Here is a 26,777-nt window from a genome sequence, read left to right on the forward strand (position 1 = left end):
TAAATAGTGAGAATTAGTGCTTTTTTTGTAATTCATAATTATTAATTCATAATTGGCTTTACCTTTGCAAAATGAATAAGAAACACCATTCCAACAATATATTACTGAATTTAGGCATCGAAAGCCTGAACGAAATGCAGGAAACTGCACAAGATGTTATCCTGAACGATAATAATGTTTTACTGCTTTCTCCAACAGGTTCGGGAAAAACACTGGCATTTTTACTGCCGGTTTTCGAAATGCTGCAGCCAGAAATTTTATCGGTTCAATGCCTTATTTTAGTTCCTTCTCGTGAACTTGGACTTCAGATTGAACAGGTTTGGAAAAAAATGGGAACCGATTACAAAGTAAATGTCTGCTATGGCGGGCATTCTATTGATACTGAAATCAAAAATCTTAGTAATCCGCCTGCAGTTTTGATAGGGACTCCTGGCCGGATTGCAGATCATATCGACAGAGGCACTTTTCGATTGGATAAAATACAGACATTAATCTTAGACGAGTTTGATAAATCGCTGCAGTTAGGTTTTCATGAGCAGATGTCGTTTATCATTGGGAAATTAAGTAAACTAAATAAACGTATTTTAGTTTCGGCTACATCAGATATTGAAATTCCAAAATACACCCGAGTGGTAAATCCTACGGTTTTAGATTTTATACCAACGGAAGAAGAGCAGGAAAGTAATTTGGTTACCAAAATGGTAATCTCGAAAGAAAAAGACAAATTGGGAAGTCTATTCAATTTGATCTGTTCCTTAAAATCACAATCGGCGATTATTTTTTGTAATCACCGCGATGCAGCAGAACGTATTAGTGACACTTTGAATGAAAAAGGAATTTTTTCAACCTATTATCATGGCGGTATGGATCAGGAGGAACGTGAAAGAGCCTTGATTCAATTCCGAAATGGGAGTATGAGTTATTTAATCACTACTGATTTAGCTGCGCGCGGATTGGATATTCCTGAAATGAAACATGTAATTCATTATCATTTACCATTAAAAGAAGATGAATTTACACATAGAAACGGTAGAACTGCCCGTATGCAGGCCTCTGGTACTGCTTATCTTATTGTAAATGAAAGTGAAAAAAAACTGGATTATGTTGATTATGGCATGGAAGTTTTAAATGTAGAAAACAGTACAAATCTGCCAAAACCGCCCGAGTTTCAAACTATTTACATTAGCGGCGGAAAGAAAAATAAGTTAAATAAAATTGATATCGTTGGTTTCTTTTCTCAAAAAGGAAGACTCGAGAAAGGCGATTTAGGATTAATTGAAGTAAAGGATTTTATTTCGTTTGCAGCTGTAAAATATAATAAAGTAAAAGAGCTGCTTTATAATGTTAAGGACGAAAAAATGAAAGGGAAGAAGTTTAAAATTGAAGTTGCCAGAAAAGTAATTAAAAAAGAAGAAGAATAATCAGTACTCAGTTTGATTCTAAAATTGTTACATGAAAAAACTACTTAATTTATTCGACTTCTCACAGAAAGTGAATTATAAAACAGAAATTTTAGCGGGGTTTACTGTAGCGATGACGATGATTCCAGAATCGCTGTCTTTTGCGATATTGGCTGGTTTTCCTCCTTTGACTGGTTTGTATGCGGCTTTTATAGCTGGTTTTGTTACGGCAATTTTTGGAGGAAGGCCAGGGTTGATTTCAGGCGGAGCTGGTGCAACGGTGATTGTGCTAATTGCTTTGATGAAATCTAATGGTCTGGAATATGTTTTTGCTGCTGTAGCTTTAGCAGGTGTACTGCAGATTTTAGTAGGTCTTTTTAAATTAGGCAAGTTCATTAGATTGGTCCCTCATCCTGTCATGTTTGGGTTTGTAAATGGTTTAGCAATCGTGATATTTATGTCACAGCTGGAGCAGTTTAAAACAGTTGTTAATCACGAAACTGTCTGGATTTCTGGAGATCCAATGTATATTATGGCTGGTTTAACGGCTTTGACTATTGCGATTGTAATGCTGGTGCCCAAATTGACAAAAGCAGTTCCTGCTTCATTGATAGCTATTATGACGGTCTTTGCAATGGTTTTTTTCTTTGGAATTGAAACTAAAACGGTGAAAGATATTGCATCAATAAGCGGTGGTTTTCCTCCATTTCATATTCCGAATATACCATTTAACTTGGGAACACTGCAGATAATTTTTCCATATGCCTTGATTATGGGAGCTGTTGGACTGACAGAAGGCTTACTGACTTTGAATTTAGTTGATGAAATTACCGGAACTAAAGGGAACGGCAACCGCGAGTGTATTGCACAGGGAAGTTCTAATATATTGAATGGTTTTTTCTTTGGGATGGGAGGCTGTCCAATGATTGCGCAGACTTTAGTAAATCTTTCTGCAGGTTCTAGAGCGCGTTTGTCCGGAGTTGTGGCTTCATTGACTATTCTTCTGATTATTTTATTTGGCGCCCCTGTTATCGAAAAATTGCCAATGGCTGCTTTGACAGGAGTAATGATTATGGTTGCTATTGGTACATTTGAATGGGCTAGTTTAAGGATTGTCAATAAAATGCCAAATCACGATGTTTTCGTTGTTGTAATAGTTGCCTTGATTACAGTTTTACTGCATAATCTGGCTTTGGCAGTTTTGATTGGAGTTGTTGTTTCGGCTTTGGTTTTCGCTTGGGAAAGCGCAAAAAGAATACGTGCCAAAAAGTATGTTGATGAAAAAGGAGTGAAGCATTATGAAATTTACGGACCTCTCTTTTTTGCATCAACAGCTGTATTTGCAGAGAAATTTGATGTGCTGAATGATCCAGATGAAGTAGTTATTGATTTCAAAGAAAGCCGTATTGCAGATATGTCGGCTATTGAAGCTTTGAATACTGTCACACTGCGATATTCTAAGATTGGAAAAAAAGTGCATTTACGGCATTTAAGTCCAGACTGCATCAGGTTATTAAAAAATGCGGAAACAATTATTGATATAAATATTATAGAGGATCCTAATTACATGGTAGTTAATGTAGATTAGGCACTGTAGTTTTTTGTAAAAATAGTTCAAAACTGTTTTTGGAACGATTTTTTTATTGCTGTTTATCACGACAAGTGAAATTACAAACAAAATAATTGATTTTTATGTTAATAAAAAATAGGATTGATAAAGGAGTTAATTTTTTTTATTATTATGTTTGCGGATAAATACTTATTGGATAGAGTATATCATTAAACCCCAAATAAATTATGAAAAAAGTTATTGCGATTGCTGTTTTATTTATTAGTACTGTTGGTTTTAGTCAAATTAAAGTTCTTGAAACTGTTCCTGTTGAGAAATTAGGCAGAGTAAATAATAGTTTTTATGTGCAAAAAATAGGAGATGAGTTTACATTTTACTATACAACAGTTCAATCAGAGGATGCTGAGTCGTCTTTAAAGGCTTTTACATTCAAAAATGTTGATAATGCATACCAAAGTTTTTACGGAATCATATCAAAAGGATTTACTGCAAGCCCTTTGAATGATGTAAAATTAGAATTACCTAATAATTTCGTTTGGCTTCATTACATTGCAAGCTCTGACAAAACTACCGTACAATTTATGGTTTCTAGTAAGGAAGCTGGTTCTACTCATATTTCTGAGCCATTATCAAAAGAGCAGGTTGAAAAATTATTTCAAAAAAGCTAGTAGAAAGTTTTAAGTCTGCAGTTATAAGATTTAAGATTACAGACAATAAATTACAAAAAAGTCCTCGATTTTTCGAGGACTTTTTTTATGCAATCTGCAATCTGCAATCTGCAATCTGCAATCTGCAATCTGCAATCTGCAATCTATATTTTCTTAACATACTGTGTGATAATCACAATCTGCTGTCCATCTACTTTTCCTTCAATGTATTCTGCATTTTCGTGGTCCAGGCGAATGTTTCGTACCGAAGTTCCTTGTTTGGCCACCATGCTAGATCCTTTTACTTTTAAGTCTTTAATTAATACTACCGAATCTCCGTGGGCTAAAACTACACCGTTCACATCGCGGTGAATTATTTTATTTTCGTCATCTTCGCCTTCTCCTGTGGCTTGTGCCCATGCCAGTGTATCTTCATCCAGATACATTTGTTCCAGTAAATCTTGATTACGCAAACGGCTTAACATTCTCCAGGCAACCACTTGCACTGGAATATGTTCATTCCACATACTGTCATTTAAACATCTCCAATGGTTTAAATCTTCATGACCAGGATTCTCTATTTGATCAATACAAGTAGAGCAGGCATAAATGCTTTCGTCTAAACCTCCTTTTTGAGTTGGTAATACTTGGTATTCTTTTAGGTTTTCGGTGGCAGCGCATAATTCACATTGTGAACCGCTGCGTTTATTTAATTCTCTTTCGAAGCTCATTATAAAGTGTGTGTTTTTTAGACTGCAAAAATACAGTTAATTGAAAGGTTTTGCAAGTTTATGAAGATCTAACAGGTTTTAAAAGCTGTTAGGTCTAAAAAAAATCTCTAGATTCTTTTGTTACTTATGTAATTTCACCCTCACCGCTTCCGGAACCAGCATTTCATATTCACCGTGATTTCGGATAACGTCTCTCACGATACTGGAACTGATATAAGAAGTTCGGGCTGCGGTTAATAAAAAGACAGTTTCTATTTTGGACAATCGTCTGTTCGTGTGAGCGATGGCTTTTTCAAATTCGAAATCGGCGGGATTGCGGAGTCCTCGCAGTATAAAATCGGCTTTAATTTTTTGGCATAAATCGATGGTCAGTCCTTCATAAGTGATAACCTTGACTTTAGGCTCGTTTTTGAATGTTTCTTCGATGAAACGTTTTCTTTCCTCGAGTGAGAACATGTATTTTTTTTCGGCATTGACACCAATGGCAATAACGATTTCATCAAATAATGAAATCCCTCTGTTGATGATATCTTCGTGTCCTAAGGTAATTGGATCAAATGATCCTGGGAATATGGCTTTTTTCATTTCAGTTTATATTTTTTTATCGGAATATGGTATCGCCACGCTCTAATTTCTATTTATGATTTAGAAAGCCAGCGATTTCATTTTAGATTTTGTTGATTTGATTTTCAATTCTTTTGTCTGGAATAATCCATATTAATGCCACAAAAATATAAAGGATTCCTGAAATAAGAGGAGATACAAAAGCTAAAGGAATTGCTGAAATATAACAGGCCATAGATAGTTTTCCTTTATTGTCTTTATTTACAGCATGGTGTAAAACAGATTCTTTTCCTTCGAGTTTTATAATTTTGTTTTGAAGTGTAATATATGAAATAGCGCACATCAATAATATGAAACCATAGCAGGCAACAGGAATTGTTGCAAATGATTGTCCTCCCATCCAGCTTGTCGCAAAAGGAATCAAAGACAGCCAAAACAACAACATAGTATTGTACCATAGCACCGAACCATCTATTTTTTTGACAACCTGAAACATGTGATGGTGGTTATTCCAATAAATTCCAACATAAATAAAACTCAATACATAACTCAGACAAACAGGAATCAAGGGAAGCAGACTCTCAAAGGTAGAATGTTCCGGAGCTCTGATTTCTAATACCATAATCGTTATAATTATGGCTAAAACGCCATCGCTAAAGGCTTCGATTCTGTTTTTGTTCATTTTTTTATTTGGAGATTGTTATACTTTAAGCTATTAAGATTCTAAGATTTTTCGAATGATTATTTAATTTCTAAACATGACACTTCAGAATATTCAGATGAATTAATAAAATCTTTTATGATTGAGTTTTTAGAATTTATTATATCTGCCAGAAAATCTGTTTTTGTATTGCCAAAGCGGAGCCAAATTATTTTTGGAGGGTGCCCTTTTAAATTTGAAATATCAAAAAAATCGGCATCAAATGTGACTATATTAAAATTATTTTGTTTTGCATACTGCCAAATTTCAAGATCTGAAAAATTTTCAATTCCTAGTTGTCTAACCTGTTTAGCTGTTGGAAAATTTGAAGCTATTTTGGAGACAATCCTGAAAGAAATATTTTGGTCAAATAATAAATTCACGATGCGATTTGAATTTTATGTTCTCTATCTGCAGCATAAGCAAGACAAGCTTTAATTTGTTCAGCTTTAAGTTCAGGGTAATCTTCAATAATTTCGTTTATTGTCATACCATTTGCCAGCCAGTTTAAAACATCAAATACCGTTATTCGGGTTCCTATTATTGTAGGTTTTCCAAAACGGACTTCAGAATTTATTGTTATATGTTGTTTGTAATCAACCATTTTTTAGTTTCTAAGTTACTAAGATACTAAGGTTTTTTTAAAAGACGCTACGTTTCTAAGTTATATTGATTGCTTAGAAACTAGCATCTCATAAACTCAGTATTTAATTAAGTGCTAGCTCAATAGCGTTGGTAAACAAATCTGTTAATGAAATTCCGGCAGCTTTGGCTTGTTGCGGAATTAAGCTTTCGGTTGTAAGACCTGGAATTGTATTCATTTCCAGCATGTGTGGTTCGCCGTCTACAAAGATAAATTCGCTTCTGGAGAAACCTTTCATTTTTAATACTTCGTAGGCGCGTTTTGCTGCTTCGCTAACTTTTTGAGTCATTTCATCGGAGATTCTGGCAGGAGTTATTTCCTGAGATTTCCCTTGGTATTTGGCTTCGTAATCGAAGAAATCATTTTCTGAAACAATCTCGGTAATCGGCAGAACAATTATTTCTCCCTGATAGTTGATAACTCCGACAGAAACTTCGGTTCCGTCAAGGAAACTTTCGATGATGATTTCGTTATCTTCTTTATACGCAACTTCGATTGCGATTGGCAGTTCGGCTTCGGTTTTTACTTTGGAAATCCCGAAACTTGAACCCGATTTATTTGGTTTTACAAAACATGGCAGACCAACTGTTTTTACAATTTCGGCAGTATTGATGCTGTCGCCTTTGTTTAAATAGTAGGAAGTGGCAGTTTTGATTCCGTACGGTTTCAAAACAGAAAGCATGTCTCGTTTATTGAACGTTAATGCCGCTTGATAGTAGTCACAAGATGATTGAGGAAGATCTATTAATTCGAAATAAGCCTGCATCAGTCCGTCTTCGCCTGGTGTGCCGTGAATGGCATTAAAAACACAGTCGAAAGTAATTTTGGTTCCGTTTACAGTAGTTGAAAAATCGTTTTTGTCTATTGGAAATTCATTGTCTTTGTCATCAACATATACCCATTTTTTTTTGAAAATGTGGATTCTGAATCCGTTATATTTTGTTTTGTCTAAGAATTGGTAAACTACGTTTCCGCTAATGAGTGAGATCTTGTATTCGCTTGAATAGCCGCCCATGATGATGGCAATGTTTTTCATGTTTAATTGTTTTTTACTGCAGATTATACGAATTACAACAGTTTTATTGAAAGTGTAAATGTAATGCTGTGATTTTGATTTTTAAATTATAATGCTGTTTTGGAAACAAATCCCTAGCCCCGATAGTAGTGGAAATCCTTGTGAGCCGGGGTTCGGCTCGCAAGATTGCAACGGATAGCGGGAAATAGCTCCTCCAAAAAATGATGATTGGAAGACCAAGACTATTAAACAAAATTATCATTTTTTTTGAAACGAAATAGCTTTATCTTTGCGGGAAACAAAAATATTTATGAGCTTAAAAAAATATCTTACGAGCCGCGTTTTTTTTGGACAAGTGGCAATTGCATTTGCGATTATTGCAGTTTTAGCCTATTTATTTATGCATTGGCTGACTTTTACAACAGATCACGGGCATGAAATTGCTGTTCCTGATTTGAGAAAATTAACAGAGGAACAAGTGGAAGAGAAACTGGACGAACTGGATTTGGATTACGAGCTGCTGGATAGTGTTGATTTTAGAGGCGATTATCCAAAATATAGTGTTGTAGAGCAGGATCCAATGCCTGGTACAAAAGTAAAAGTAGGCAGAAAAGTATATATTAAAATTAATTCTTCTGGGTTTTCATCTGTGAGAATCCCGGATTTAATAGAGAAGACATATCGTGAAGCGGTACCTACATTAAAAGCTCTTGGACTGGAAGCAGGAACAATTACGTATGTTCCTAACCTTGGAAAAGACATGGTTCTTGAAATGCGTTATAAAGGCAGAAACCTGAAAGTAGGGGACAGAGTATTGAAAGCCTCTAAAATTGATTTGGTTTTGGGAGACGGAAAAGAAAGTTATCAGGAAGAAGAACCAGTGGACAGCACAGCTGTTCCCGCAACAGATACAGCAACACCAGCGAATGAACAATAATAATGAACCAATAGAGGATTTAGACGAAGAATTATTTGAGCATTACAGGTTTGAGGTGCCGAAAGGGCAGGCCATTCTGCGAATTGACAAATACCTGATGAGTCTGATTCCGAATGCCACTAGAAATAAAATTCAGAACGCGGCTACTGACGGAAATATTTTTGTAAATGATCTGACTGTAAAGTCGAATTACAAAGTGAAACCTTTTGATGTGATTCAGATAATGCTTTCGCACCCGCCGTTTGAAAACAGGGTGGATCCAGAGGATATTCCACTGGATATCGTTTATGAGGATGATGCACTTTTGTTAATCAATAAACCGCCGGGATTGGTGGTTCATCCTGGTCATGGGAATTATACCGGAACTCTGGTAAATGCATTGGCGTTTCATTTTGAGAATCTGCCAATGAACAGCAGTGAGCGTCCGGGATTGGTTCATCGAATTGACAAGGATACTTCGGGATTATTGGTTGTTGCCAAAACCGAAGCAGCAATGACGCATCTTGCTAAACAATTTGAAGCTAAAACATCCGAAAGAGAGTATATTGCGCTTGTTTGGGGAAATGTTGCTCAAGAAGCTGGAACTATCGAAGGAAACTTAGCACGTCATTTAAAGGATCGTATGCAGATGGCAGTTTTTGCTGATCCCGAAATTGGTAAACCGGCCATTACACATTATAAAGTTTTGGAACGTTTTGGGTATGTAACCTTAATTTCCTGTAAATTAGAAACAGGAAGAACGCACCAAATCCGTGCGCACATGAAACATATCGGGCATCCGCTTTTTAATGATGAGCGTTATGGTGGTCATTTGATTTTAAAAGGAACTACATTTACAAAATACAAACAGTTTATCGAGAATTGTTTCAAAGCTTTGCCGCGTCAGGCACTGCATGCAAAAACACTTGGTTTTGTTCATCCAAACACAGGTGAAATGATGCGTTTTGATACCGAATTGCCTCAGGATTTTCAGGATTGTATTGAGAAATGGAGAGGATATTCTAAGTCACATCATGTGGATGACGAGGAGTAATTTCTTTGTTATTTAGTACTTAGTTATGAGTCCCTAGTCCTTAGAGGAAAGTATTCTTTAGAATTACTAAGCAAATAGAAAAAATAAAAAGAGAAGCTTGAATTTATAAACTCAAAGTTTCTCTTTTTTTATGCCCCTGTCCTAATTACTAAGGACAAGGACTAATCTCTAACAGTTATTCTCCCGCTGGATTTGAAGTATCTGAAGGATTAAAATCAGTTGACGTATGATCAATTTTTTTTACGCGTTTTGGCTGTTTTTTCATTTCTTCTCCAATCAAGTTTGAGGCTGTAAAACTTGTTACCATGCTATTCAGCATATCACTTGCTGCCTGCGGTGAATTTGGAAGCAGAATTAAATTAGAATTCGTATCAGCACCAATCGCCTGCAGTGTGTCATAATGCTGTGTAATCACGATTAGAGCTGATGCTTCCTGCGAATTAATTCCAACTTCGTTCAATACTTCAACACTTTCTACCAGACCGCGTGCAATTTCTCTTCTTTGATCGGCAATACCCTGACCCTGCAGTTTTTTACTTTCGGCTTCGGCTTTTGCTTTTGCAACAATTCTGATTCTCTGAGCTTCCGATTCGAACATAGCAGCTGTTTTTTCTCTTTCGGCAGCATTAATTCGGTTCATCGCATTTTTTACCTGAATATCCGGATCAATATCGGTAACCAAAGTATTGATGATATCATACCCATAAGCCATCATCGCTTCATTTAATTCTCTTTTTACAGCAATTGCAATATCATCTTTTCTTGCAAAAACATCATCCAGAATAAGTTTCGGAACCTCGGCACGCACTACGTCAAAAACGTAAGCCGTAATCTGGTCATGCGGATATTCCAACTTGTAGAATGCTTCATAAGCGTGTTCCGGAATGACTTTAAACTGTACCGAAATTTTCATTTTCACAAACACATTGTCTTTAGTCTGTGTTTCAATAATTACATCCAGCTGCTGGATTCTAAAGTTTACACGCCCAGCAATTCTGTCAATAATCGGCACTTTAAGCTGTAAACCTGAGTTGCGGATACTCAAGAACTTACCAAAACGTTCTACAACAACCGCAGTCTGCTGTTTAACTGTAAAAAAGGAAGAAAAAAGAATAATCAGCCCGAAGACTAAAATGGCAATCATAAATGGACCCATGAGTTTTTTAGATTTAAAGTTAAAATTATTATACGTGATGGCAGTATAAAAGTTACAAACTTTATAAAATCATTCTTACTTCATGGAGTAGTATTTTTCTATTTTGTTGCCGAATTAACTAACTTTTACAATTCCGACGGAAGAGGAATCTCCGTTAAAAGCTCCACAAAGATTGGGTTTTGATTGCAGAATTATTTGCGGAGATTCCTCGTTCCTACCAATGACGTTTTTTTAATCAACACGAATTACACTAATTTTCACAAATTTAAACGGTCAGAGTTTGTGTAATTATTTCACAAACGAATTTGTGTAAATTCGTGTAATTCGTGTTTATTTCTTTACATTATGTCATTTAAGAAGCAAAAGCTTTTATAATTCCTTTAGATCCTGTTAAACCTGTCTGCAGTTCCAAAACTGAATTAGGTGCAAGATTAGGCTCCATTCTATGCGAAACAAACAGAATCGTTATATTCGTTTCTTTTTTAATCGTATTGATAAGCTGAATTACTAATGCCACATTATGGTCGTCCAATCCTTCCAGCGGTTCGTCTAGAATTAATAACGGCGGATGTTTGAGAACTGCTCGGGTAATCAGCGCCAGCCTTTGCTGGCCAATGGAAAGCCTGTTGAAGATTTTCTTTTTCAGTGGCGTCATTTCGATTACATCAAGCCATTGAGCAACAATTTTTCGCTGTAAGGTTGTCGGCTGTCTGTACAATCCGATAGAATCAAAAAAACCGGAAAGAATCATTTCTTCCAAAGTTGTATTTCTGTTAAATAAATCGGTCATCGATGTTGAGAAAGACCCGATTTTCTTTTTGATTTCCCAAATGCTTTCACCGCTTCCTTTTTTTCTTCCAAAAAGTTCTATGTCCTGACCGTAGCCTTTGGTGTTTTCCCCTGTGATGAGCGATAGGAGAGTGCTTTTTCCAGAACCGTTCGGACCAATTAACTGCCAGAATTCCCCTTGTTTAATAGTCCACGACAGCGAATCGATAATAGGTCTTTCGTCATAGGAAACAGAAACGGAATTCATTTTTATTAGAATACCATCCTTAAAAATCTCTTTGTGAATAGGTATTTTATATTCATTATTTTCAAGGTAATGATCTTCAATTGTATTGATGTCTTTCAGTTCAAATGAATTGTCATTTATCTGCGCTTTATTGACAATAAAAGGAAGCAGATCAATAGTTCTGTTCACTAACTGAATGATACCAACCGAATGTGAGATGGATTCAATCTCAGCTGATAATTCGATTCGCGAAGCAATATCTAAATGATCCATAGGATTATCTAGAATAATATAATCTGGGTTTTGTCTGAGGCAGTATTTTATAAATTCTTTTTTTCGTTCACCTGATGAAAATGTGCGCAGGTTTCGGTGTGCGTCGGCTGTGGCTTCAATGGAATCGTGTATGTATTCTTCCTCAATTAATTTCTGAATTGCAATATCAGAAAATAGAATTCCTTTCTGGTTGTTAAAAACCGATAATTTCCCTTCTATTCTGCTTGATAATAAAGTGTCTATAAAGCTTTTTTTGTCAACCTGATTGGTTAAAAGGATGTCCCAATGTTTCATTTTATGTGTATTGAAGTAAAAAATCAAATTTGGCAAAATTAGCCATATAATTTAAATTTTGAAGAAGATTATTCAATAAAAAAAGCCTCAAAAATGAGGCTTTGTATTGTTTTAAGAAAAGTATTTTAGAGTTCTCTGTCTGCAGTTTCTGCTTCTTCTTCTTTTTCTGTTTCTTCTATTTGGGCTAATGGTTCTTCAAGCTGTTTTGGTTCTTCTTCATTTTCGGTGCCCTTGTTTTTAGAAAACCATCCTCTTATTTTATTTTTGAAAGCACTAAAGAAACCTAAAAGACCTAACACAATTAGTTTTCCAAATTTTGCCAGTATAGCCAAGAAACCAACTTTGGCTAAAACTTTTCCGGCAACAAGACCGCCAATTGTCCAGGCAGCAACTTCATCTACATTGGAATCAAAGTCTTCATACTTGTAGCCATCATTAAATTGAACGATGTCAAGAACTTTATTAATGTCTTTTTGTACCAATGGCAGTTCATTCTCAGTCGCAATTGCATTCAGTACCAAGACCCCTTTTCGGCCAAGGATTCTAACATTATAGTTTAAGGTATTAACGGTATTTGTACCAAATTTTATTTCTTTTGCCCAATGCAGTATTTTCCTGTCTTGGTCGTAAAATGGTTTTGCAGCCCAGCCTACAATTGTTATTGGTTCGTATCCTGCTTTTTGTCGTTCTTTATTTTCCTCGACTGTTTCTTTTTTCATTTCGGCAAGCAGATCATCATAGTTAACATCATCAGCATCATCGTCCTCAACATGTCCAATTTCGTCATACTGAATGTTGAAAACATAACCGTTCTCGTTCATTACTCCTTGGTTTTCGGGTAATAACAAACCCAGGGTTAAATTCTCGCCTTTCGGATTTCCCCAGATATCAACTAATACTCTCTCAGCTTGTACAGGCTCAAGATATTTGAAACCTTTCGGGACATTTATTTTTCCGATTCCGTTTTTTAAATCAATGGATCCGTGCTGGTATTTAAAAGTTTTTTCGATAGAATCTATTTTCTTTGCTAGGTTTTCATCCTGTGAATACATACAAAAAGTAAATAGGCAGGCAATAAAAGTTAAAGTAGTTTTCATCATTTGGTTAAAAGGTTGGGGTCAATTAAAAGTAGGTAATAGACTATTTATTCTCAAATATAACTATTTTTTTTAATTAATTGTTATATTTTTTGTTTAGTTTGAAAAAAATCAACAAAAATGTGTTTTAATAACAATGAGGCGTAATGTGTTGATAATGAGTATTAAAGGGTTTTAAATCGAAGGTTATGTGTAGTTAGGCTTTTATTTCTCGCAAAGTCGCTAAGACGCAAAACTAAAGACATGTTTCTTTGCGTCTTAGCGACTTTGCGAGAGTTATTTAAAAAAAGCTTAGTAAAGAAGTCTAAAACTTAATGGATAAGCGATTTTTTAATTTATTTCAGGGAAAAATTAGCTTCAAAAGTTTTAAAACGATTATCCAAGTCAAGTGTCAATTGTTTTTTTACCGCAGGATCTTGTATAAAACTATAGCTGATGCTGTTGTAGACAAATTGTTTAATATCGCTATAAGTAATGGTTTTGTACCTTTTGGCAAGTAAAACATACTGCTCTGTCATATTAGTACGCAGTATTCCGGCATCGTCCGTGCTGATGACAATCGGCACACCAAATTCTTTGTACAATAAAATAGGGTGGCGGTTTTCTTTTACTTTTAAAATAAACTCATTGCTCGCAAGATTGATTTCAACAGGGATGTTATTCTTTGCCATATAACGCATCAAATCATAACTTTTATCTTCGTAGGCCATGTCTACTCCATGACCGATTCTATTGGCTCCCGCAATATAAACTGCTGCATTGATATGCCAGCTTAATTCCTCAGGGCGGACAAGTCCCAAGGTAAGTTCGCCGGCGTGCATAGCGTATTTTACTTTCGGAAAACGGCTGTGGCAATATTTGAACATAACCATATGTAACCAATAATCTTTCATCGAAGTTTCGCCGTCTTCTGGGGAGACGATATTAACTCCCGCCATCAGCGGACTGCTGTCGGCCGAAATAAAAGCAACGATTAAGTTTTTGAATAAATCCACAGGTTCCATAAAGCGTAAGACAAAATTTTGGTAGCGCATCGTAAATTGACTATCATCGATTTTGAGTGCTGCGTGCATTTTTCCAACAAAGTTTTCATTAAAATCGGCTGCATATTTTTTGGCATCTTTTTTAATGAAAATGGTATACAGCGAATCCAAAGACTGCATTACAGCTTTTTCATTTTTATCTGCCGACAATTTTCTCAAATAACTGTTGGATTTGGATAAATCAGCTGTTTGTATATCACAAGGAATGGTTGATAATTGAGTTTCGATATAGCTGACATTTTCTTTGATTGCCCTATTTTTCAGTTCCAGCAGACCGGCTTCAAAATTACCCTGTGTGGCAGGTTCAAATTTCATGAAAGATTCAAAAAATAATTTATCCGAAGGATAGTCAACATTATTGTAATCTTTGGCAGACCACTTGTGCATTACTTTTTGTTTGTAGGCATCCAGTTCTCCGTTCTTTTGAAGCATAGAGAATAGCACCCAGTCAGCTCCGGATTGCTTTTCCTGACTCACAGTCATAGTCTGCGTGTTGAGATAGAAATCTTTTGCTATAGCATGAGCCAACAATGGCTCTGCGTAAATGGAACCGGAATAATGATGGTGTAAGTCGCCTCCTTTAGGCATTTGTGCAAAAAAAGCCGTGAGTTCGGCTTCGTTGTTTCTGATTTTTTCAAAATAAGTTTCTGCCGATTGCGAAAAACCCAGTTGGCATATCATCGAAAAAAAGAAAGGATAAAATAATTTCATTTTCTAAATTTCATTCAAATATAACAAATATTCAGGAATTTGTTTTAGTTTAAATTAAATTGGTTCAAATAAAAGTTTCGTTATTGTTCTCGATATAGTCCAAGTCAACATGGAAAGTTTCCTTTAATTTCCATAATGCCAGCAATGAAGCGATTGATAATAAGAAGCCAACAATCATTCCTGCTTTGAGAATATCACCTTCAAAAATACGGTCTCTGAAAAAACTATAGATTAAAATAATCAGCGGAAGAGAGCCTCGAACAAAATTGGGAACAGTAGTTGTCACTGTTGCTCGAATATTTGTTCCAAATTGTTCTGCAGCGATGGTTACAAACAAAACCCAATATCCGACAGAAATTCCCATGACAAAGCAAAGAAGATAAAAGGCAGAAGGAGAAATTCCGTAAGCGTTCAAATAAACAAAAACCATTATTAGATTGGAAATCAGAAATAGGAACATAATTTTTTTTCGGCTTTTGAACCATTGGCTGAACAAACCGCTGGCAATGTCACCAAAAACCAATCCGGCATAGCAGAAAGCAATGGCTTTTCCTGCGGCTATGGTTTCGGCCTGCTGTACTCCGAGAGCTTTAGCAAATTCGGGTGAAAAAGTAATCAAAACACCTACCAAAAACCAAAGCGGTACACCAATAAGTATGCATTGCAGGTATTTTGAAAATCTTTTTGTATTGGTAAACAAAGACAAGAAATCTCCTTTCTTTTCATCACTTTGCTGTACCTGTTTGAACATTCCCGACTCGGTAATGCTGATTCTTAAAAACAACAGCAGGATGCCAAGGCCTCCTCCGGCATAATAGCACAGCCTCCAATCCTGAAAAAACTGGTAAACCAAATAAGCTGCAACAGCTCCCGAAACACCTACCGAAGCCACAATCATGGTTCCGTAACCGCGTTTTTCTTTAGGCAGGGATTCGGCCACCAGAGTAATTCCGGGACCCAGTTCTCCTGCAAGTCCAATACCAGCAATCAGCCGCCAAAAAGCATAGCCATCAACTGTTGTCACCAGTCCATTGGCAATATTTGCCGCCGAATACAGTAATATAGAACCAAACAAAACAGATATCCGCCCCTTTTTGTCTCCTAAAATTCCCCACAAAATCCCGCCGAAAAGCATCCCAAACATCTGCATGCTGATGAGGTATTCTCCCTGATCACGGACTGCATCTCCTGTTATACCAAGATCTTTCAGACTGTCGGTACGCACAATTCCAAAGAGTAATAAATCATAGATGTCAACAAAATAGCCAAGCGCAGCTACAATCACCGCGGCGTTAAGTATGGATTTCGAATTTTTAGTAATAGATGAGGTAGAGTTGGTCATTAGGAGTTGGTCTTTATTGGCAGTTTCATTAATAAATCGGTTTGCTGGTCATTACCCAATGTAAAAATATGTTTGTCGAAAGTGACAAAACCATTTTTGGTATAAAACTGTAACGCTCTGTGGTTTTCTTCCCAAACGCCAAGCCAAGCATAATCAACATTAGATTCCTGCGCCACTTTTATAGCTTTGTCGAGTAACAGCTGTCCTATTTTTTTTCCGTGAAAAGCTTTCAAAACATAAATGCGCTGAATTTCGATTGTCTCGTCTTCAACCGTTTCAGTTTGTGCATTTCCTGAATTTAATTTAAGATATCCAACAGGTTCATTGTCCCAATAAGCAATGTAAAATGGCGAATTGGGATTGTTTATTTCTAAAGTCAATTGAGCCGTGTTGAAATTATCCTTTAGGTATTTCTCCATATTTTCGGGAGTGTTTATGTCCGAAAATGTTTCGGTAAAAGATTCAATACTTATATTCTGTATCGTGCTAAGGTCTTCTATGCCGGCTTTTTTAATTTCAATCATTTTAATTGGTTTTATTATAATTTTTTGGAGCAGAAACATGGGGCTTCTTCAGTAAATATCCTCCCGCTTTTCGCTGCAATCTTGTGAACTGAACCCCAGTTCACAAGGATTTTCACTGCAATCGGGGCTAAAAGCCGGTATTTTGCTTTTTGTTTTAAGCTAAAAATCTGTTACAAATTACACGAATTTTACAAATTAATTCGTGCTAATTCGTGAAATTCGTGTTTTTTTTTTCTATTTCATTTTAAAAATCTATGACAATATTAAACAATTCAATTCATAGTTTCCGAAATCTAAATTTCAATTTGTATTTTTGGAATCGTTTTAAAAGAACACATAAAAAATGAAAATCGTACTTTCCCCAGCCAAATCGCTAAACTTCGAACAGGAATTACCAACTACGCTGCATACATCATCATCTTTTCTAAAAGAATCCAGACAGGTTCATAAAGTTTTGAAACAGCAATCCCCGAAAAATTTATCGGAATTGATGTCGATTTCGGATAAATTGGCTGATTTGAACTGGAAACGCAATCAGGACTGGAAAACTCCTTTTACACCTGAGAATGCACGCCCGGCAGTTTATGCCTTTGACGGCGATGTGTATACAGGATTGGATGCTTACACAATTCCCTCCGAAAAACTGGATTTGCTTCAAGACCGATTGCGAATATTATCGGGTTTGTATGGGTATTTAAAACCTTTGGATTTGATTCAGCCTTACCGATTGGAGATGGGAACAAAATTACCTATTGGCGAAAGCAAAAATTTATACGAGTTTTGGAAAAAGACCATTACCGATTCCCTGAACAAAGAACTTAAAAAAGGGGAGTTGTTTATCAATTTGGCGAGTAATGAATATTTCTCAGCTGTTGATGTGAAAGCATTGAAAGTGCCCGTTATCACTCCCGAATTCAAGGATTACAAAGACGGAAAACTGAAAATAATCAGTTTTTTTGCTAAGAAGGCGAGGGGATTGATGGTTCGTTATATTTTGGATACCAATGCCGAAACTATTGACGATTTAAAAGGATTCAATTACGAAGGCTACCAGTTTGACGCTAATTTATCCAAAGAGAATAATTTGGTTTTTACGAGGTAGATTATAGATTTCAGAAGGCAAAATTTAGAAAAGAACTTCATATTATCTGCTAATTCTACATTGTTTTTAATCGTTTTTAGTAAATTTTCGTTCTCCTGTGATATCGTAAGTTTTCAAATGTTCTCCTTTATGATTATAGATAGAACATTCAAATTCTGGTTTACTTTTTATTAAGTTAAAGATAAAACTTTCAGCATCGTAAAAATTGTCAAATAGTTGATAAACTTCTTTGTCGTTCTGACCTTTTGAGAATATTGTTAAGTCTGTTTTAAAAACGTGGCCTGTAGCATATTCAGCAATAAGAATAGAACATTTATTTTCTTCTAAGATTGGTGCTTTCATTCGTTTCTTGTCTTTCTGTTGAAGTATTATGTTAGAGCCTGTTTAAAAATTTAAAATAAATAATTGTTATGGGTTAAAGAAACCGATTGAAATTTGTCTTTTTGTAGTGACCAAACCATAAAAAGATGTATCCAACCGATTTGACAGAAACCCAGTGGCAATTTATAAAAAAGACTTTAGAATTCGATGATAGAAAGCGGAAATATAATTTGAAAATCATTTGGAATGCGATTAATTATCTCGTAAAAACAGGTTGTCAGTGGCGAATGTTACCTAAAGATTTTCCAAAATGGCAATTAGTGTATTATTACTATTGGAAATGGTCAAATTTGGAATGTTTTGATTTATTACTGTCAAAATTGCGAGAAAAAGTCAGGTTTAATAGAGGTCAAAATACAATGCCAAGTCTAGGAATAATGGATAGTCAAAGTGTACGATGGGGAAATAATCGTTCCTTAAATAGTTTTGATGGCAATAAAAAAGTAAAAGGAATTAAACGGCATATTGTGGTTGATAAAAATGGGTTTCTTTTGGCAATAATGGTAACAGTTGCCAATGTCCATGATAGTAAAGCGGCAGATTTACTAATGAGGACGCTTCACTATTTTTTATGTCCTATAAAAGTAATCCTTGCCGATGGTGGTTACAGAGGCGAAGTGATTGAAAACATAAAAAATAAATTTGGCTATATTATTCAAGTGGTAATGCGTTCAGATGATAGAAAAATGGGGTTTAAACCTATACATAAAAGATGGATTGTAGAGAGAACATTCTCTTGGTTTGACAACGACCGAAGATTATGTAGAAATTATGAACTACTTTTTGAAACATCCGAGAATATGGTCAAAATTGCAACTATAAAATTATTATTAAATAAAATTTAAACAGGCTCTTAATTCTTGCTTTGCTAAATCTCTCGACTTCGAAAAGCGTTTTCATCTATTAAGAATGATTTCTCTTAAGAAACTCTCCGTAGTGAGGTACATTATTTTTCTGTCTCCAATGTGTTCATGTATGATTTTAGTCTGTAACTATATTTACTTGGGTCTGTTCCAAGTGTTTTAAATTCTCGCTTAATGAGTTCAATTAATAGTTCCCTAACTGGTTTGCCCTCCATTTTTGTACACTTTGCTTTTACCCACCAAAGATAGGGTGAACTAGGATACTTTTTTAAAGCCTCATTCAGCTCTGTATCATCTGATTTTATTATGTCAGTCCTAATGGTAAAATAGCTTACAGCAAATCTTTCATCATCAAATTCAGTCCACCCTAATTTGTCAATTTCAGGCTTTACTTGCCCTTCAGCAGTCGCTTGTAAATATGCATAAATGTTTAAAATATCTTTATCTTTTGTCTTTTTGGCTAAATCAAGTAACTCATTACCTCTTTTTGAATAAAATTCATTTTCTGATAATAGACCGTTTACAAAACAAATTCTTAAAAGGTCAGAGGTGAGTTCTCCAAACTCGGGAAGTGGTTTATTGTTAAGTATTATATTGCTGTCGGTAAGCAGTTTCTTAATATCTTCACTTTTCCCGCTTTCCTCAAGTTTTTTTATTTGTAAATAGGCTTTTATAATTTTAAGTTCGTTATTTTCTTTATCTAATTTTGTTTCGGCTAATTTTGTGTCTTCGTTTAGAAAGTATTCCTGTGAACCTTTGTTCCACCAATCAAATTCCCAATTTTTGTCTAAAAACAGCAATGGATAAAAACTTGAAAATTTGCCTTTTTCAATTTCCGTTTTTAAGTCATTTCTTGTTTTAACTTGGTTTGTTTTACCATAAATGGTATAAATAGCTTTGTCAATTGCAGTATGGTTTTGAGGATGATTTGCTTTTTGCCAATTTGTAATTGATAGTTCTATTTTGTCAATGTTTAAATAACAATCTGCTAACCAGACAAAAATTCTTATGTCTTTAGGTTCTTTTAAGGAATAAGTTTCGTAAAGTTTTGACGCCTCCAAATATTTTCCGCTTCTATGAAGTTCAATGGCGTATTCAAGAATGAAATTTTGATCAAGCGGATTTTTTAAATAGACCTGTTCATGAAGTAAAAGAGATTTGTCTGGGTCAATTTGATAAAGTATTCCTCCAGTTAAATATTTTTTATACTCATTGTCTGCGCTTTTAATCAAATTTTCAGTGCAGACATTGAGATCATTTTCTACTATACAAGTACTGAATTTTGATATTTCATCATGAAAATCGTTTTTAGTTTTTTCAATTTGCTCTCTATTTGAGACCAAAGTCTGTCCGAAACAGATACTTGTAAATGATAAAAAAGCTGTAAAAATAATTATAGGTTTCTTCGTTATGTTGTTAGTTGTCAATTGTTTGCTGGTGTAATTTGTTTATATATCTGATAAAATTAAATCAATCCACCCAAATTAGGTTAGCTTGATCAGTTAAATGGTTTTAATTACTATTTTCAAATATAAAGAAATAATAGCAGTAAACTTACAAGGAAGAATTTGTTTGTTGTGATAAGTTTTATTTTTTTAAGAAATAGGAGTTCAAAGAAAATTATGCGTAGTTTGTCAATGACAAACTTTACAGATATTTGTTGCAGAAATATTTAATCTTTTAGGAATAAAGGGAGTGCAATGGTTGGGATAATTGTAAAAAAGCAAAAATGTTTTTCTCTAACCCCTATAGCAGTGAAAATCCTTGTGTGCCGGGGTTTGGCATACAAGATTGCAACGGACAGCGGGAACAATGTTGATAAAACACCAGTTGTTCTGCTCCTAAAAAAAAGAAAACTCCGAATTTCACTAAATTAATCAGTGAGATTCGGAGTTTTTTTAAATCTGAAATCTAGAATTAATGCATTGCCTCTGAAGGATCTATTTTATTTTTTCCTTTTTTGACCAAAAGGATAATTGGGATACAGAATAAAAACATGATTCCCAGATAAAGGAAAATATCCATGTATGATAAAACAGTGCTTTGTTTCATTACTGAAAATTCTAGCACTTTATAGGCTTTGTCCAAGGCTTCGTTGCTGGAAAATCCTTTGGACATAAAATTTCTTTGTAAACCAAGGATACGCTGCTGCACCTGATAGTTAGCGGGGTCCAAATGCGTAAGTAAATTTACTCGGTGTTCCTGACTCCAGCGGGTGATAAATGTGGTGATGATGGCAATACCAAATGAGCCTCCCAATTGACGCATCATTCCTGTAAAAGCGGCTCCTTCTCCAATATGTTTTCCTTTCAGGGTCGATAATGAAAGAGTAGTTATTGGTACAAATAATAATCCGAGTCCTATTCCTCTCAAAATCAATGGCCAGTATAAATGTTCTACTCCAGTGTCGGGAGTCATATTACTGTACATCATGAAACAAAAGAAGAAAAAGATTAAAAATCCTACTGCTACCATATAAGTCTGCGGTACTCCTTTTTGAATTAAATTACCAATAATCGGCATCATAAATGCTGTGGTTATAGAACCCGGAATTAACAATAATCCCGCATCGGTAGCTGTCCAGCCTAAGATTGACTGCGTATAAATTGGTATAATCAGCGTTGAACCATATAACCCAAAACCAAGAATAAAACACATTACGGTTCCTATTCTCAGGTTTCCGTCTTTTAAGACACTTAAGTTTACAATTGGATGTTTATAAGTGAGTTCTCTCCATATGAAAAGTATTAACCCCATAATGGTTACTACACTTAAGGTTGTAATTAAAGGGTCATTAAACCAATCGTCCTGTTGTCCGTGTTCTAAAACAAATTGTAAAGAACCAATGAAAGCGGCTAATAATACAATTCCCCACCAATCGACTTGATTTGCTTTTAGTTTTTCGCCGTATTTTGGACTTCTTACGAAAGAAATTGCCAAAACGGTTGCGATAATTCCCAACGGAATATTGATGTAAAAAATGTAAGGCCAAGAATAATGGTCAACCAAATAACCTCCCAATGGCGGACCGAGTGTTGGTCCGACAATTACGCCCATTCCGTAAATAGCCTGAGCCATTCCGCGTTTTGCAATTGGGTAACTCTCGGTGATGATTGTTTGTGCCGTTACCAATAAGGCTCCCCCTCCCATACCTTGTACGAATCGAAAGGCTACTAATTCCCAAATGTTTGTTGCATTTCCGCAGAGGAAAGAACACACTGTAAAAAGTATAATCGAAGCTACAAAGTAATTACGTCTTCCGAATTGCTGCGACAACCAGCTGGTCATTGGGATTACAATAACATTTGCAATAGCATATGCGGTAATTACCCAAGCCACATCTGTAAGGGTTGCACCAAGACTTCCCCGCATGTCGGTAAGCGCTACGTTTACGATAGTCGTATCAACGATTTCCAACAGTGCACAAAGTACCGCCGTAATCGTGATAATGACGCGTCTAAATCCGTATTCTACTAAATCGTCGTCTGCTGCTTGTACTTTTGTCATTTATATGAATTATAAAATTGGATATTTTGACTTTTTTTAGATTGTTAGACTTTTAGAGTATTGGATTATTAGACTTTTCAGTTAGAAAGTATGGAATTATCCAACAATCTAAGTCATCTAAAAGTCTAATAATCCATGCAGTCTAAAAAAGTCTTATTTCAAATGAACATCAACATCAGCATTCATGCCTGGACGTAATAATTTTACTTTTTCAGGATCATTTGATGCATCTAAGCTGATTTTTACCGGTAATCTTTGAATTGTTTTTACAAAGTTTCCTGTAGCATTATCAGGCGGTAACAAAGAGAAACGAGAACCTGTAGCAGGAGAAAATGAAGTTAAAGTAGCTTGGAAATCATAATCAGGATACGCATCTACTTTTATCGTTACTTTCTGCCCAACTACCATTTTGTTTAGCTGTGTTTCTTTAAAATTAGCCACAACCCAAGCTTCATTGTTATTAATGATGTAAAATAAAGACTGTCCGGCTTGTACCAATTGTCCTGGCTGGATATCAATTTTTGAAACCTGACCGTCAATTGCAGCAGTTACTACTGTGTAAGTTAAATTTAACTGAGCTGCTTCCAATAATGCTTTTGCTTTTTTAATATTAGCGGCAGCTACAAGTGTCTGTTTGTCAGAAACTCTTGATTTTGCTTCAATAGCCGATTTTTGATAAGAACTTGCTTTTTGCTGCTGTTCCAAAATACGTACTTGGCTTTCTGCTTCTTGCTTTGCAGCTAGAGCCTGTTCGTATTGCTGTTTAGTGATCGAATGCGTTTTGTATAAATTTTCATAACGTACATAATCACTGTTTGCTCTTCCTAATCTAATTTTTGCAGTCTCAATATTTCCTCCTGCAGATTGTATATTGGCATTCGAAACAGCAACATTTGCTAATGCGCTTCCAATTTCTTCCTTGGCAGATTCAAAACTGCTTTCAGAACCGATATAGGCAGCATTGGCTTCTTCAATTTTCAATTGGTAATCTCTTTTGTCAATGGTAAATAAGGTATCTCCCTTTTTTACATAATCATTGTCTTTTACATACACTTTGCTGATATAACCAGAAACCCTTGGAATTATTGGGTTCATGTTTTTCTCTATCTGAGCATCATCCGTTTCTTCATGTGATTGAGAATGAATGTATTTTACTATTCCATAAGTTCCTCCTCCTAGGATTAAAACCAATAGGATTATAATGAATTTGGTGTTTGTTTTTTTCTTTTCCATGATATTGGTGGTCGTTATATTTTTGAAAGATTGAAGGTTTGTGATAGCTGTCCTGTTGTTGATAGTAATTCGTAATATCTTTGAATAACATCTACTTTGGAAATAGTTTCGCTGATTTTTGATCTAAGCTGTTCTACATCGGCATCCAGTAAATCATTGGTATCTGCAAGTCCATTTTCGTTTTTATCTTTTACAATACGATAATTTTCGGCAGACTGTTCAACAGCTTGGGTTAAAACAATACTTTGCTTTACAGCCAGATCATAATTGGTAATTGCCTGCTGTACCTGCACGCGAATATTATCTTTTAATAACTCTTCAGAATTTTGAACTTCAAGATTTTTGCTTTTTGCAATTTTTACCTCAGTACCGTTTTTTAGAATACCGCTAAGATCATATGAAACACCAACACCTAAAAACATGGCATTTTGGACCGTCAAGATGTGCTGTATGTTTAAAGCAGCATATCCGCCGGTCAAAGCAACAGTTGGATAATAGTTGGACTGGGCCATTTTTAAGTTGTTTTGAGAGGCTTTCTCCTGGAATTTTAATGCTTCCAAATCTTTACGGTTTTCAAGTGCCGGTTTCTCGTCAGTAGGAATTTCATCCTTTGGGAAATTAATCAGATCACTTTCATTAACTACTAATTTTGTTCCTGCTGGTAATTTCAATATAGTAACAAGGTAGTAATTGAATATCGTTTCGTTATTGATTGCTTCATCAAGAGAAAGCTGAAGTTTAGAAACCTGTAGCTGTGCTTTTAATAAATCATTACGAGGTATAATTCCATTTTTTTCCAAAGCAATAAAATCAGTAACGCGCTGCTGTGCACTTTTTTGGTTTTCTTTTATTAATTCAATGGTTCTTTGCGATTTGTACAAATTGGCATAATAGTTTATTACCCTCATTGCCACATCTTCTTTTGTTTTAGAAGCCATTGCATTTTCTGCCTGGAATAAATTGTCCTGAAGCTTAATTTCATTTTGAATTTTAAATCCAGAAAATATTGGAACTTTTAAGCTCGCTTGACCTATAGCTATATGACCTGGGGCAGGCATTCCTGCACCTGAGTCTCCCAGACTAATATTGGAACTTATTGTTGGTTCATTCAAACCAAGAAATTGTCCAGAAATTGTTAAATCAGGATACTGATTGTTTTTTGCCGATTGTAATTCGTGTTTTTTGGTGTCTGCTTTGGTGTTCGCCAATGAAACTTCATTACTTTTTGTCCATGCCAATTGTATTGCTTCTTCGAGCTTTAAATTGGTTTTGTCTTGGGCATTGATGGATGAAATTCCAATGAAGAACCCTCCAAAGAGCATTAAATTTCTAACTTTCATACGTCAAGAGGGCTTTAATGGTTTGTTGAATGTGCATTGTCAAAGTTGTTTTTATGTAATTGTTGTATTTTTCTTCGGTATTTAGATTTAAAATTTCTTCAAAAAAAGGTCTGTTCATATAAAAATGAAAGTAGGTGCCTAAAATTGTAGGAGTTAAAAGTTCAATAATGACATCTTTTCTAAATACTCCTTTGGCCTGACCTTCTCGAATTATAATTTCTAATGATTTTAGGTTTGCTTTTTTTATTTCTGAAAAAGATTCTAATTCTAAAACTCTTTTTTTCGAAGCTAATTCAAAATGTAAAATTCGATAAATTCCTTTGTTGCAATTAAGCCGATTGACATAAAGGGCAATTAGCTTGTAAATTTTTCCAACTGGATCCAGTTCTTCGTCTATTAGATCGCTTAAGAGTTCTTTAAGCCCTGAAGTTTTATATAAGACCAAAGATTCCAGTAACTTTTCTTTGCTGCCAAAATAATAAGAAACCATAGCAATGTTAATTTTGGCTTCCTTGGCAATATCTCTTATCGAAGTACCATCAAATCCTTTTTCAGCAAAAAGATTTTCCGCTACCAGAAGAATCTGAATTTGTTTTTCGTTAAAGTCCGTTTTCACTGTTCCATTTTAAATTCTGTACAAAATTAAACACTTGTTTAAATTAAACACTTGTTTAATTTTGCTTTAACTTTATTTTAACATTTTTTGAATTAAAAATTTAATTGTATTTAAAATTACATAAATTAGTTTTAAATTGTATGGATTGATATTTAAATTATTGATTATCAATGAATAAATAAATTGTGAATATCTATTTTTGCGAATTAAGCGTTTTTTTTTGTTTAAAATCTATCTTTGGCATCCTTAAAAAAAATATATGAGCACAATTTGGTACGAATGCAAAGTTAAGTACAGAAAAACAGATGAAACTGGAGGACAAAAGGTTACAACAGAACCTTATTTGGTAGATGCTTTATCTTATACAGAAGCAGAGAGCAGAATCACCGAAGAGATGTCCGCTTATATTAGTGAAGAATTTAAAATCACCAATATAAAAATGGCCAATTATGCGGAGATTCATCCTTTTGAAAATACGGACCGCTGGTTTAAAACCAGAGTTTCATTAATGGCTTATGATGAAGAAAGCGGTAAAGAAAGAAAATCAAATATGTATTTACTGATACAGGCCAATGATGTGAAAGAAGCTTTTGATAATACGGTTCATGTGATGAAGACGACTATGGGCGAATATTCCATTCCTGCTATTTCTGAGTCTCCAATTATGGATGTATTTCCATATTTTTCGGGAGAAGATGGTGAATTGGAGGAATTGGAAAAATTTAATGCCCGCAAAAACTCTAAACCCGAAATAATAAAAGAAACTGATTTTGAAGATCCTATGGAATTTGAAACGGTTTTGGAGGAAGATGAGCAGGAAGCTTAAAAAACAGCAGCTGAATACATAAAAAAGGATTTTTTTGGTGCTGGCTATGCATTGAAAAAATCCTTTTATTTTTTTGGTCTAAATTTCATTATTTATCAGCAAAATGGGTAATCATAGATTTTTTTATAGCTGAAATTAATTACTGAATCATTTTATTTTTTTTCAAATATTAGCCAAAATCAGACTTTTGTTAATGAGTTTAATAGTGTTAAAT

At 35.0% G+C, this 26,777-nt stretch carries 26 protein-coding genes; 8 read left to right on the forward strand and 18 right to left on the reverse strand.

Annotated features, from left to right (window positions below):
• Positions 1–71: 71 nt before the first annotated feature.
• The 3 genes from OZP07_RS06730 to OZP07_RS06740 all read left to right on the forward strand — a co-directional run bounded on the left by OZP07_RS06730 (position 72) and on the right by OZP07_RS06740 (position 3,638).
• Positions 72–1,421, forward strand: a complete 1,350-nt coding sequence (locus OZP07_RS06730) for a DEAD/DEAH box helicase (protein WP_281637730.1) — start codon at positions 72–74, stop codon at positions 1,419–1,421.
• 31 nt (positions 1,422–1,452) lie between these two features.
• The gene (locus OZP07_RS06735; RefSeq protein WP_281637731.1) at positions 1,453–2,988 is read left to right on the forward strand and encodes a SulP family inorganic anion transporter; all 1,536 of its coding nucleotides are present in this window, start codon (positions 1,453–1,455) and stop codon (positions 2,986–2,988) included.
• Positions 2,989–3,197: 209 nt separating this feature from the next.
• Positions 3,198–3,638 (forward strand): hypothetical protein, encoded by a 441-nt coding sequence (locus OZP07_RS06740; RefSeq protein WP_194642219.1) that lies wholly within the window; start codon positions 3,198–3,200, stop codon positions 3,636–3,638.
• A 143-nt stretch (positions 3,639–3,781) separates the two neighbouring features.
• Here the strand turns inward: OZP07_RS06740 and OZP07_RS06745 are convergent, their stop codons facing one another.
• The 6 genes from OZP07_RS06745 to OZP07_RS06770 all read right to left on the reverse strand — a co-directional run bounded on the left by OZP07_RS06745 (position 3,782) and on the right by OZP07_RS06770 (position 7,291).
• On the reverse strand, positions 3,782–4,348 hold the full coding sequence (locus OZP07_RS06745) for a PhnA domain-containing protein (protein WP_194642220.1): 567 nt from the start codon (positions 4,346–4,348) through the stop codon (positions 3,782–3,784).
• Between the two features lie 120 nt (positions 4,349–4,468).
• Positions 4,469–4,933, reverse strand: a complete 465-nt coding sequence (coaD, locus tag OZP07_RS06750; protein ID WP_194642221.1) for a pantetheine-phosphate adenylyltransferase — start codon at positions 4,931–4,933, stop codon at positions 4,469–4,471.
• A gap of 82 nt (positions 4,934–5,015) precedes the next feature.
• Positions 5,016–5,594, reverse strand: coding sequence for a TMEM175 family protein (locus OZP07_RS06755; protein WP_281637732.1), 579 nt, complete (start codon positions 5,592–5,594; stop codon positions 5,016–5,018).
• Between the two features lie 59 nt (positions 5,595–5,653).
• Positions 5,654–5,995 (reverse strand): DUF5615 family PIN-like protein, encoded by a 342-nt coding sequence (locus OZP07_RS06760; protein ID WP_281637733.1) that lies wholly within the window; start codon positions 5,993–5,995, stop codon positions 5,654–5,656.
• Positions 5,992–6,216 (reverse strand): DUF433 domain-containing protein, encoded by a 225-nt coding sequence (locus OZP07_RS06765; RefSeq protein ID WP_281637734.1) that lies wholly within the window; start codon positions 6,214–6,216, stop codon positions 5,992–5,994. Before OZP07_RS06765 ends, OZP07_RS06760 begins: the two co-directional genes overlap by 4 nt.
• Positions 6,217–6,319: 103 nt before the next feature.
• Positions 6,320–7,291 carry a D-alanine--D-alanine ligase gene (locus tag OZP07_RS06770; RefSeq protein ID WP_281637735.1) on the reverse strand — a complete coding sequence of 324 codons (972 nt, stop codon included), beginning with the start codon at positions 7,289–7,291 and terminating at the stop codon, positions 6,320–6,322.
• 289 nt (positions 7,292–7,580) lie between these two features.
• Here OZP07_RS06770 and OZP07_RS06775 point away from each other — a divergent pair, with 289 nt between their 5' ends.
• Both OZP07_RS06775 and OZP07_RS06780 read left to right on the forward strand, forming a co-directional pair.
• Positions 7,581–8,207: a PASTA domain-containing protein gene (locus OZP07_RS06775; RefSeq protein ID WP_194642225.1), complete on the forward strand. Its 627-nt coding sequence runs from the start codon at positions 7,581–7,583 to the stop codon at positions 8,205–8,207.
• Positions 8,197–9,240, forward strand: coding sequence for an RluA family pseudouridine synthase (locus OZP07_RS06780; protein WP_281637736.1), 1,044 nt, complete (start codon positions 8,197–8,199; stop codon positions 9,238–9,240). Before OZP07_RS06775 ends, OZP07_RS06780 begins: the two co-directional genes overlap by 11 nt.
• A gap of 175 nt (positions 9,241–9,415) precedes the next feature.
• Here the strand turns inward: OZP07_RS06780 and OZP07_RS06785 are convergent, their stop codons facing one another.
• From OZP07_RS06785 to OZP07_RS06810, 6 genes are all read right to left on the reverse strand, one after another.
• Complete coding sequence (locus OZP07_RS06785; RefSeq protein ID WP_194642227.1) at positions 9,416–10,396, reverse strand: SPFH domain-containing protein; 981 nt, start codon at positions 10,394–10,396, stop codon at positions 9,416–9,418.
• Positions 10,397–10,748: 352 nt separating this feature from the next.
• Entirely contained in the window at positions 10,749–11,978 is a 1,230-nt protein-coding gene (locus OZP07_RS06790) for an ATP-binding cassette domain-containing protein (protein ID WP_281637737.1), read from the reverse strand.
• Positions 11,979–12,103: 125 nt separating this feature from the next.
• Positions 12,104–13,078 carry a DUF2167 domain-containing protein gene (locus OZP07_RS06795; protein WP_281637738.1) on the reverse strand — a complete coding sequence of 325 codons (975 nt, stop codon included), beginning with the start codon at positions 13,076–13,078 and terminating at the stop codon, positions 12,104–12,106.
• A gap of 332 nt (positions 13,079–13,410) precedes the next feature.
• On the reverse strand, positions 13,411–14,829 hold the full coding sequence (locus OZP07_RS06800; protein ID WP_281637739.1) for an amidohydrolase family protein: 1,419 nt from the start codon (positions 14,827–14,829) through the stop codon (positions 13,411–13,413).
• A 64-nt stretch (positions 14,830–14,893) separates the two neighbouring features.
• Positions 14,894–16,171, reverse strand: coding sequence for an MFS transporter (locus OZP07_RS06805; protein ID WP_281637740.1), 1,278 nt, complete (start codon positions 16,169–16,171; stop codon positions 14,894–14,896).
• Positions 16,171–16,695, reverse strand: coding sequence for a GNAT family N-acetyltransferase (locus OZP07_RS06810; protein ID WP_281637741.1), 525 nt, complete (start codon positions 16,693–16,695; stop codon positions 16,171–16,173). Before OZP07_RS06810 ends, OZP07_RS06805 begins: the two co-directional genes overlap by 1 nt.
• Positions 16,696–17,038: 343 nt before the next feature.
• On the opposite strand from OZP07_RS06810, the gene yaaA reads away from it, so the two are divergent.
• Positions 17,039–17,797 carry a peroxide stress protein YaaA gene (gene yaaA / locus OZP07_RS06815; RefSeq protein WP_281637742.1) on the forward strand — a complete coding sequence of 253 codons (759 nt, stop codon included), beginning with the start codon at positions 17,039–17,041 and terminating at the stop codon, positions 17,795–17,797.
• 66 nt (positions 17,798–17,863) lie between these two features.
• Here the strand turns inward: yaaA and OZP07_RS06820 are convergent, their stop codons facing one another.
• Positions 17,864–18,139, reverse strand: coding sequence for a hypothetical protein (locus OZP07_RS06820; RefSeq protein WP_281637743.1), 276 nt, complete (start codon positions 18,137–18,139; stop codon positions 17,864–17,866).
• Between the two features lie 125 nt (positions 18,140–18,264).
• Here OZP07_RS06820 and OZP07_RS06825 point away from each other — a divergent pair, with 125 nt between their 5' ends.
• The gene (locus tag OZP07_RS06825; RefSeq protein WP_281636298.1) at positions 18,265–19,023 is read left to right on the forward strand and encodes an IS5 family transposase; all 759 of its coding nucleotides are present in this window, start codon (positions 18,265–18,267) and stop codon (positions 19,021–19,023) included.
• Between the two features lie 101 nt (positions 19,024–19,124).
• Here OZP07_RS06825 and OZP07_RS06830 read toward each other — a convergent pair whose 3' ends face one another.
• The 5 genes from OZP07_RS06830 to OZP07_RS06850 form a co-directional block, all read right to left on the reverse strand.
• Positions 19,125–20,384, reverse strand: coding sequence for a tetratricopeptide repeat protein (locus OZP07_RS06830; RefSeq protein ID WP_281637744.1), 1,260 nt, complete (start codon positions 20,382–20,384; stop codon positions 19,125–19,127).
• A 574-nt stretch (positions 20,385–20,958) separates the two neighbouring features.
• Positions 20,959–22,548 carry an MDR family MFS transporter gene (locus OZP07_RS06835; RefSeq protein WP_281637745.1) on the reverse strand — a complete coding sequence of 530 codons (1,590 nt, stop codon included), beginning with the start codon at positions 22,546–22,548 and terminating at the stop codon, positions 20,959–20,961.
• A 153-nt stretch (positions 22,549–22,701) separates the two neighbouring features.
• Complete coding sequence (locus OZP07_RS06840; protein ID WP_281637746.1) at positions 22,702–23,781, reverse strand: HlyD family secretion protein; 1,080 nt, start codon at positions 23,779–23,781, stop codon at positions 22,702–22,704.
• Between the two features lie 14 nt (positions 23,782–23,795).
• Positions 23,796–25,121 carry a TolC family protein gene (locus OZP07_RS06845; RefSeq protein ID WP_281637747.1) on the reverse strand — a complete coding sequence of 442 codons (1,326 nt, stop codon included), beginning with the start codon at positions 25,119–25,121 and terminating at the stop codon, positions 23,796–23,798.
• Complete coding sequence (locus tag OZP07_RS06850; protein ID WP_281637748.1) at positions 25,111–25,737, reverse strand: TetR/AcrR family transcriptional regulator; 627 nt, start codon at positions 25,735–25,737, stop codon at positions 25,111–25,113. Before OZP07_RS06850 ends, OZP07_RS06845 begins: the two co-directional genes overlap by 11 nt.
• 259 nt (positions 25,738–25,996) lie before the next feature.
• Between OZP07_RS06850 and OZP07_RS06855 the strand changes: the two genes are divergently transcribed.
• On the forward strand, positions 25,997–26,563 hold the full coding sequence (locus OZP07_RS06855; RefSeq protein ID WP_281637749.1) for a DUF4494 domain-containing protein: 567 nt from the start codon (positions 25,997–25,999) through the stop codon (positions 26,561–26,563).
• The last annotated feature ends 214 nt before the right edge of the window (positions 26,564–26,777 follow it).

Source organism: Flavobacterium marginilacus (genome assembly GCF_026870155.1).
In the GTDB taxonomy this organism is placed as follows: Bacteria; Bacteroidota; Bacteroidia; order Flavobacteriales; family Flavobacteriaceae; genus Flavobacterium; species Flavobacterium marginilacus.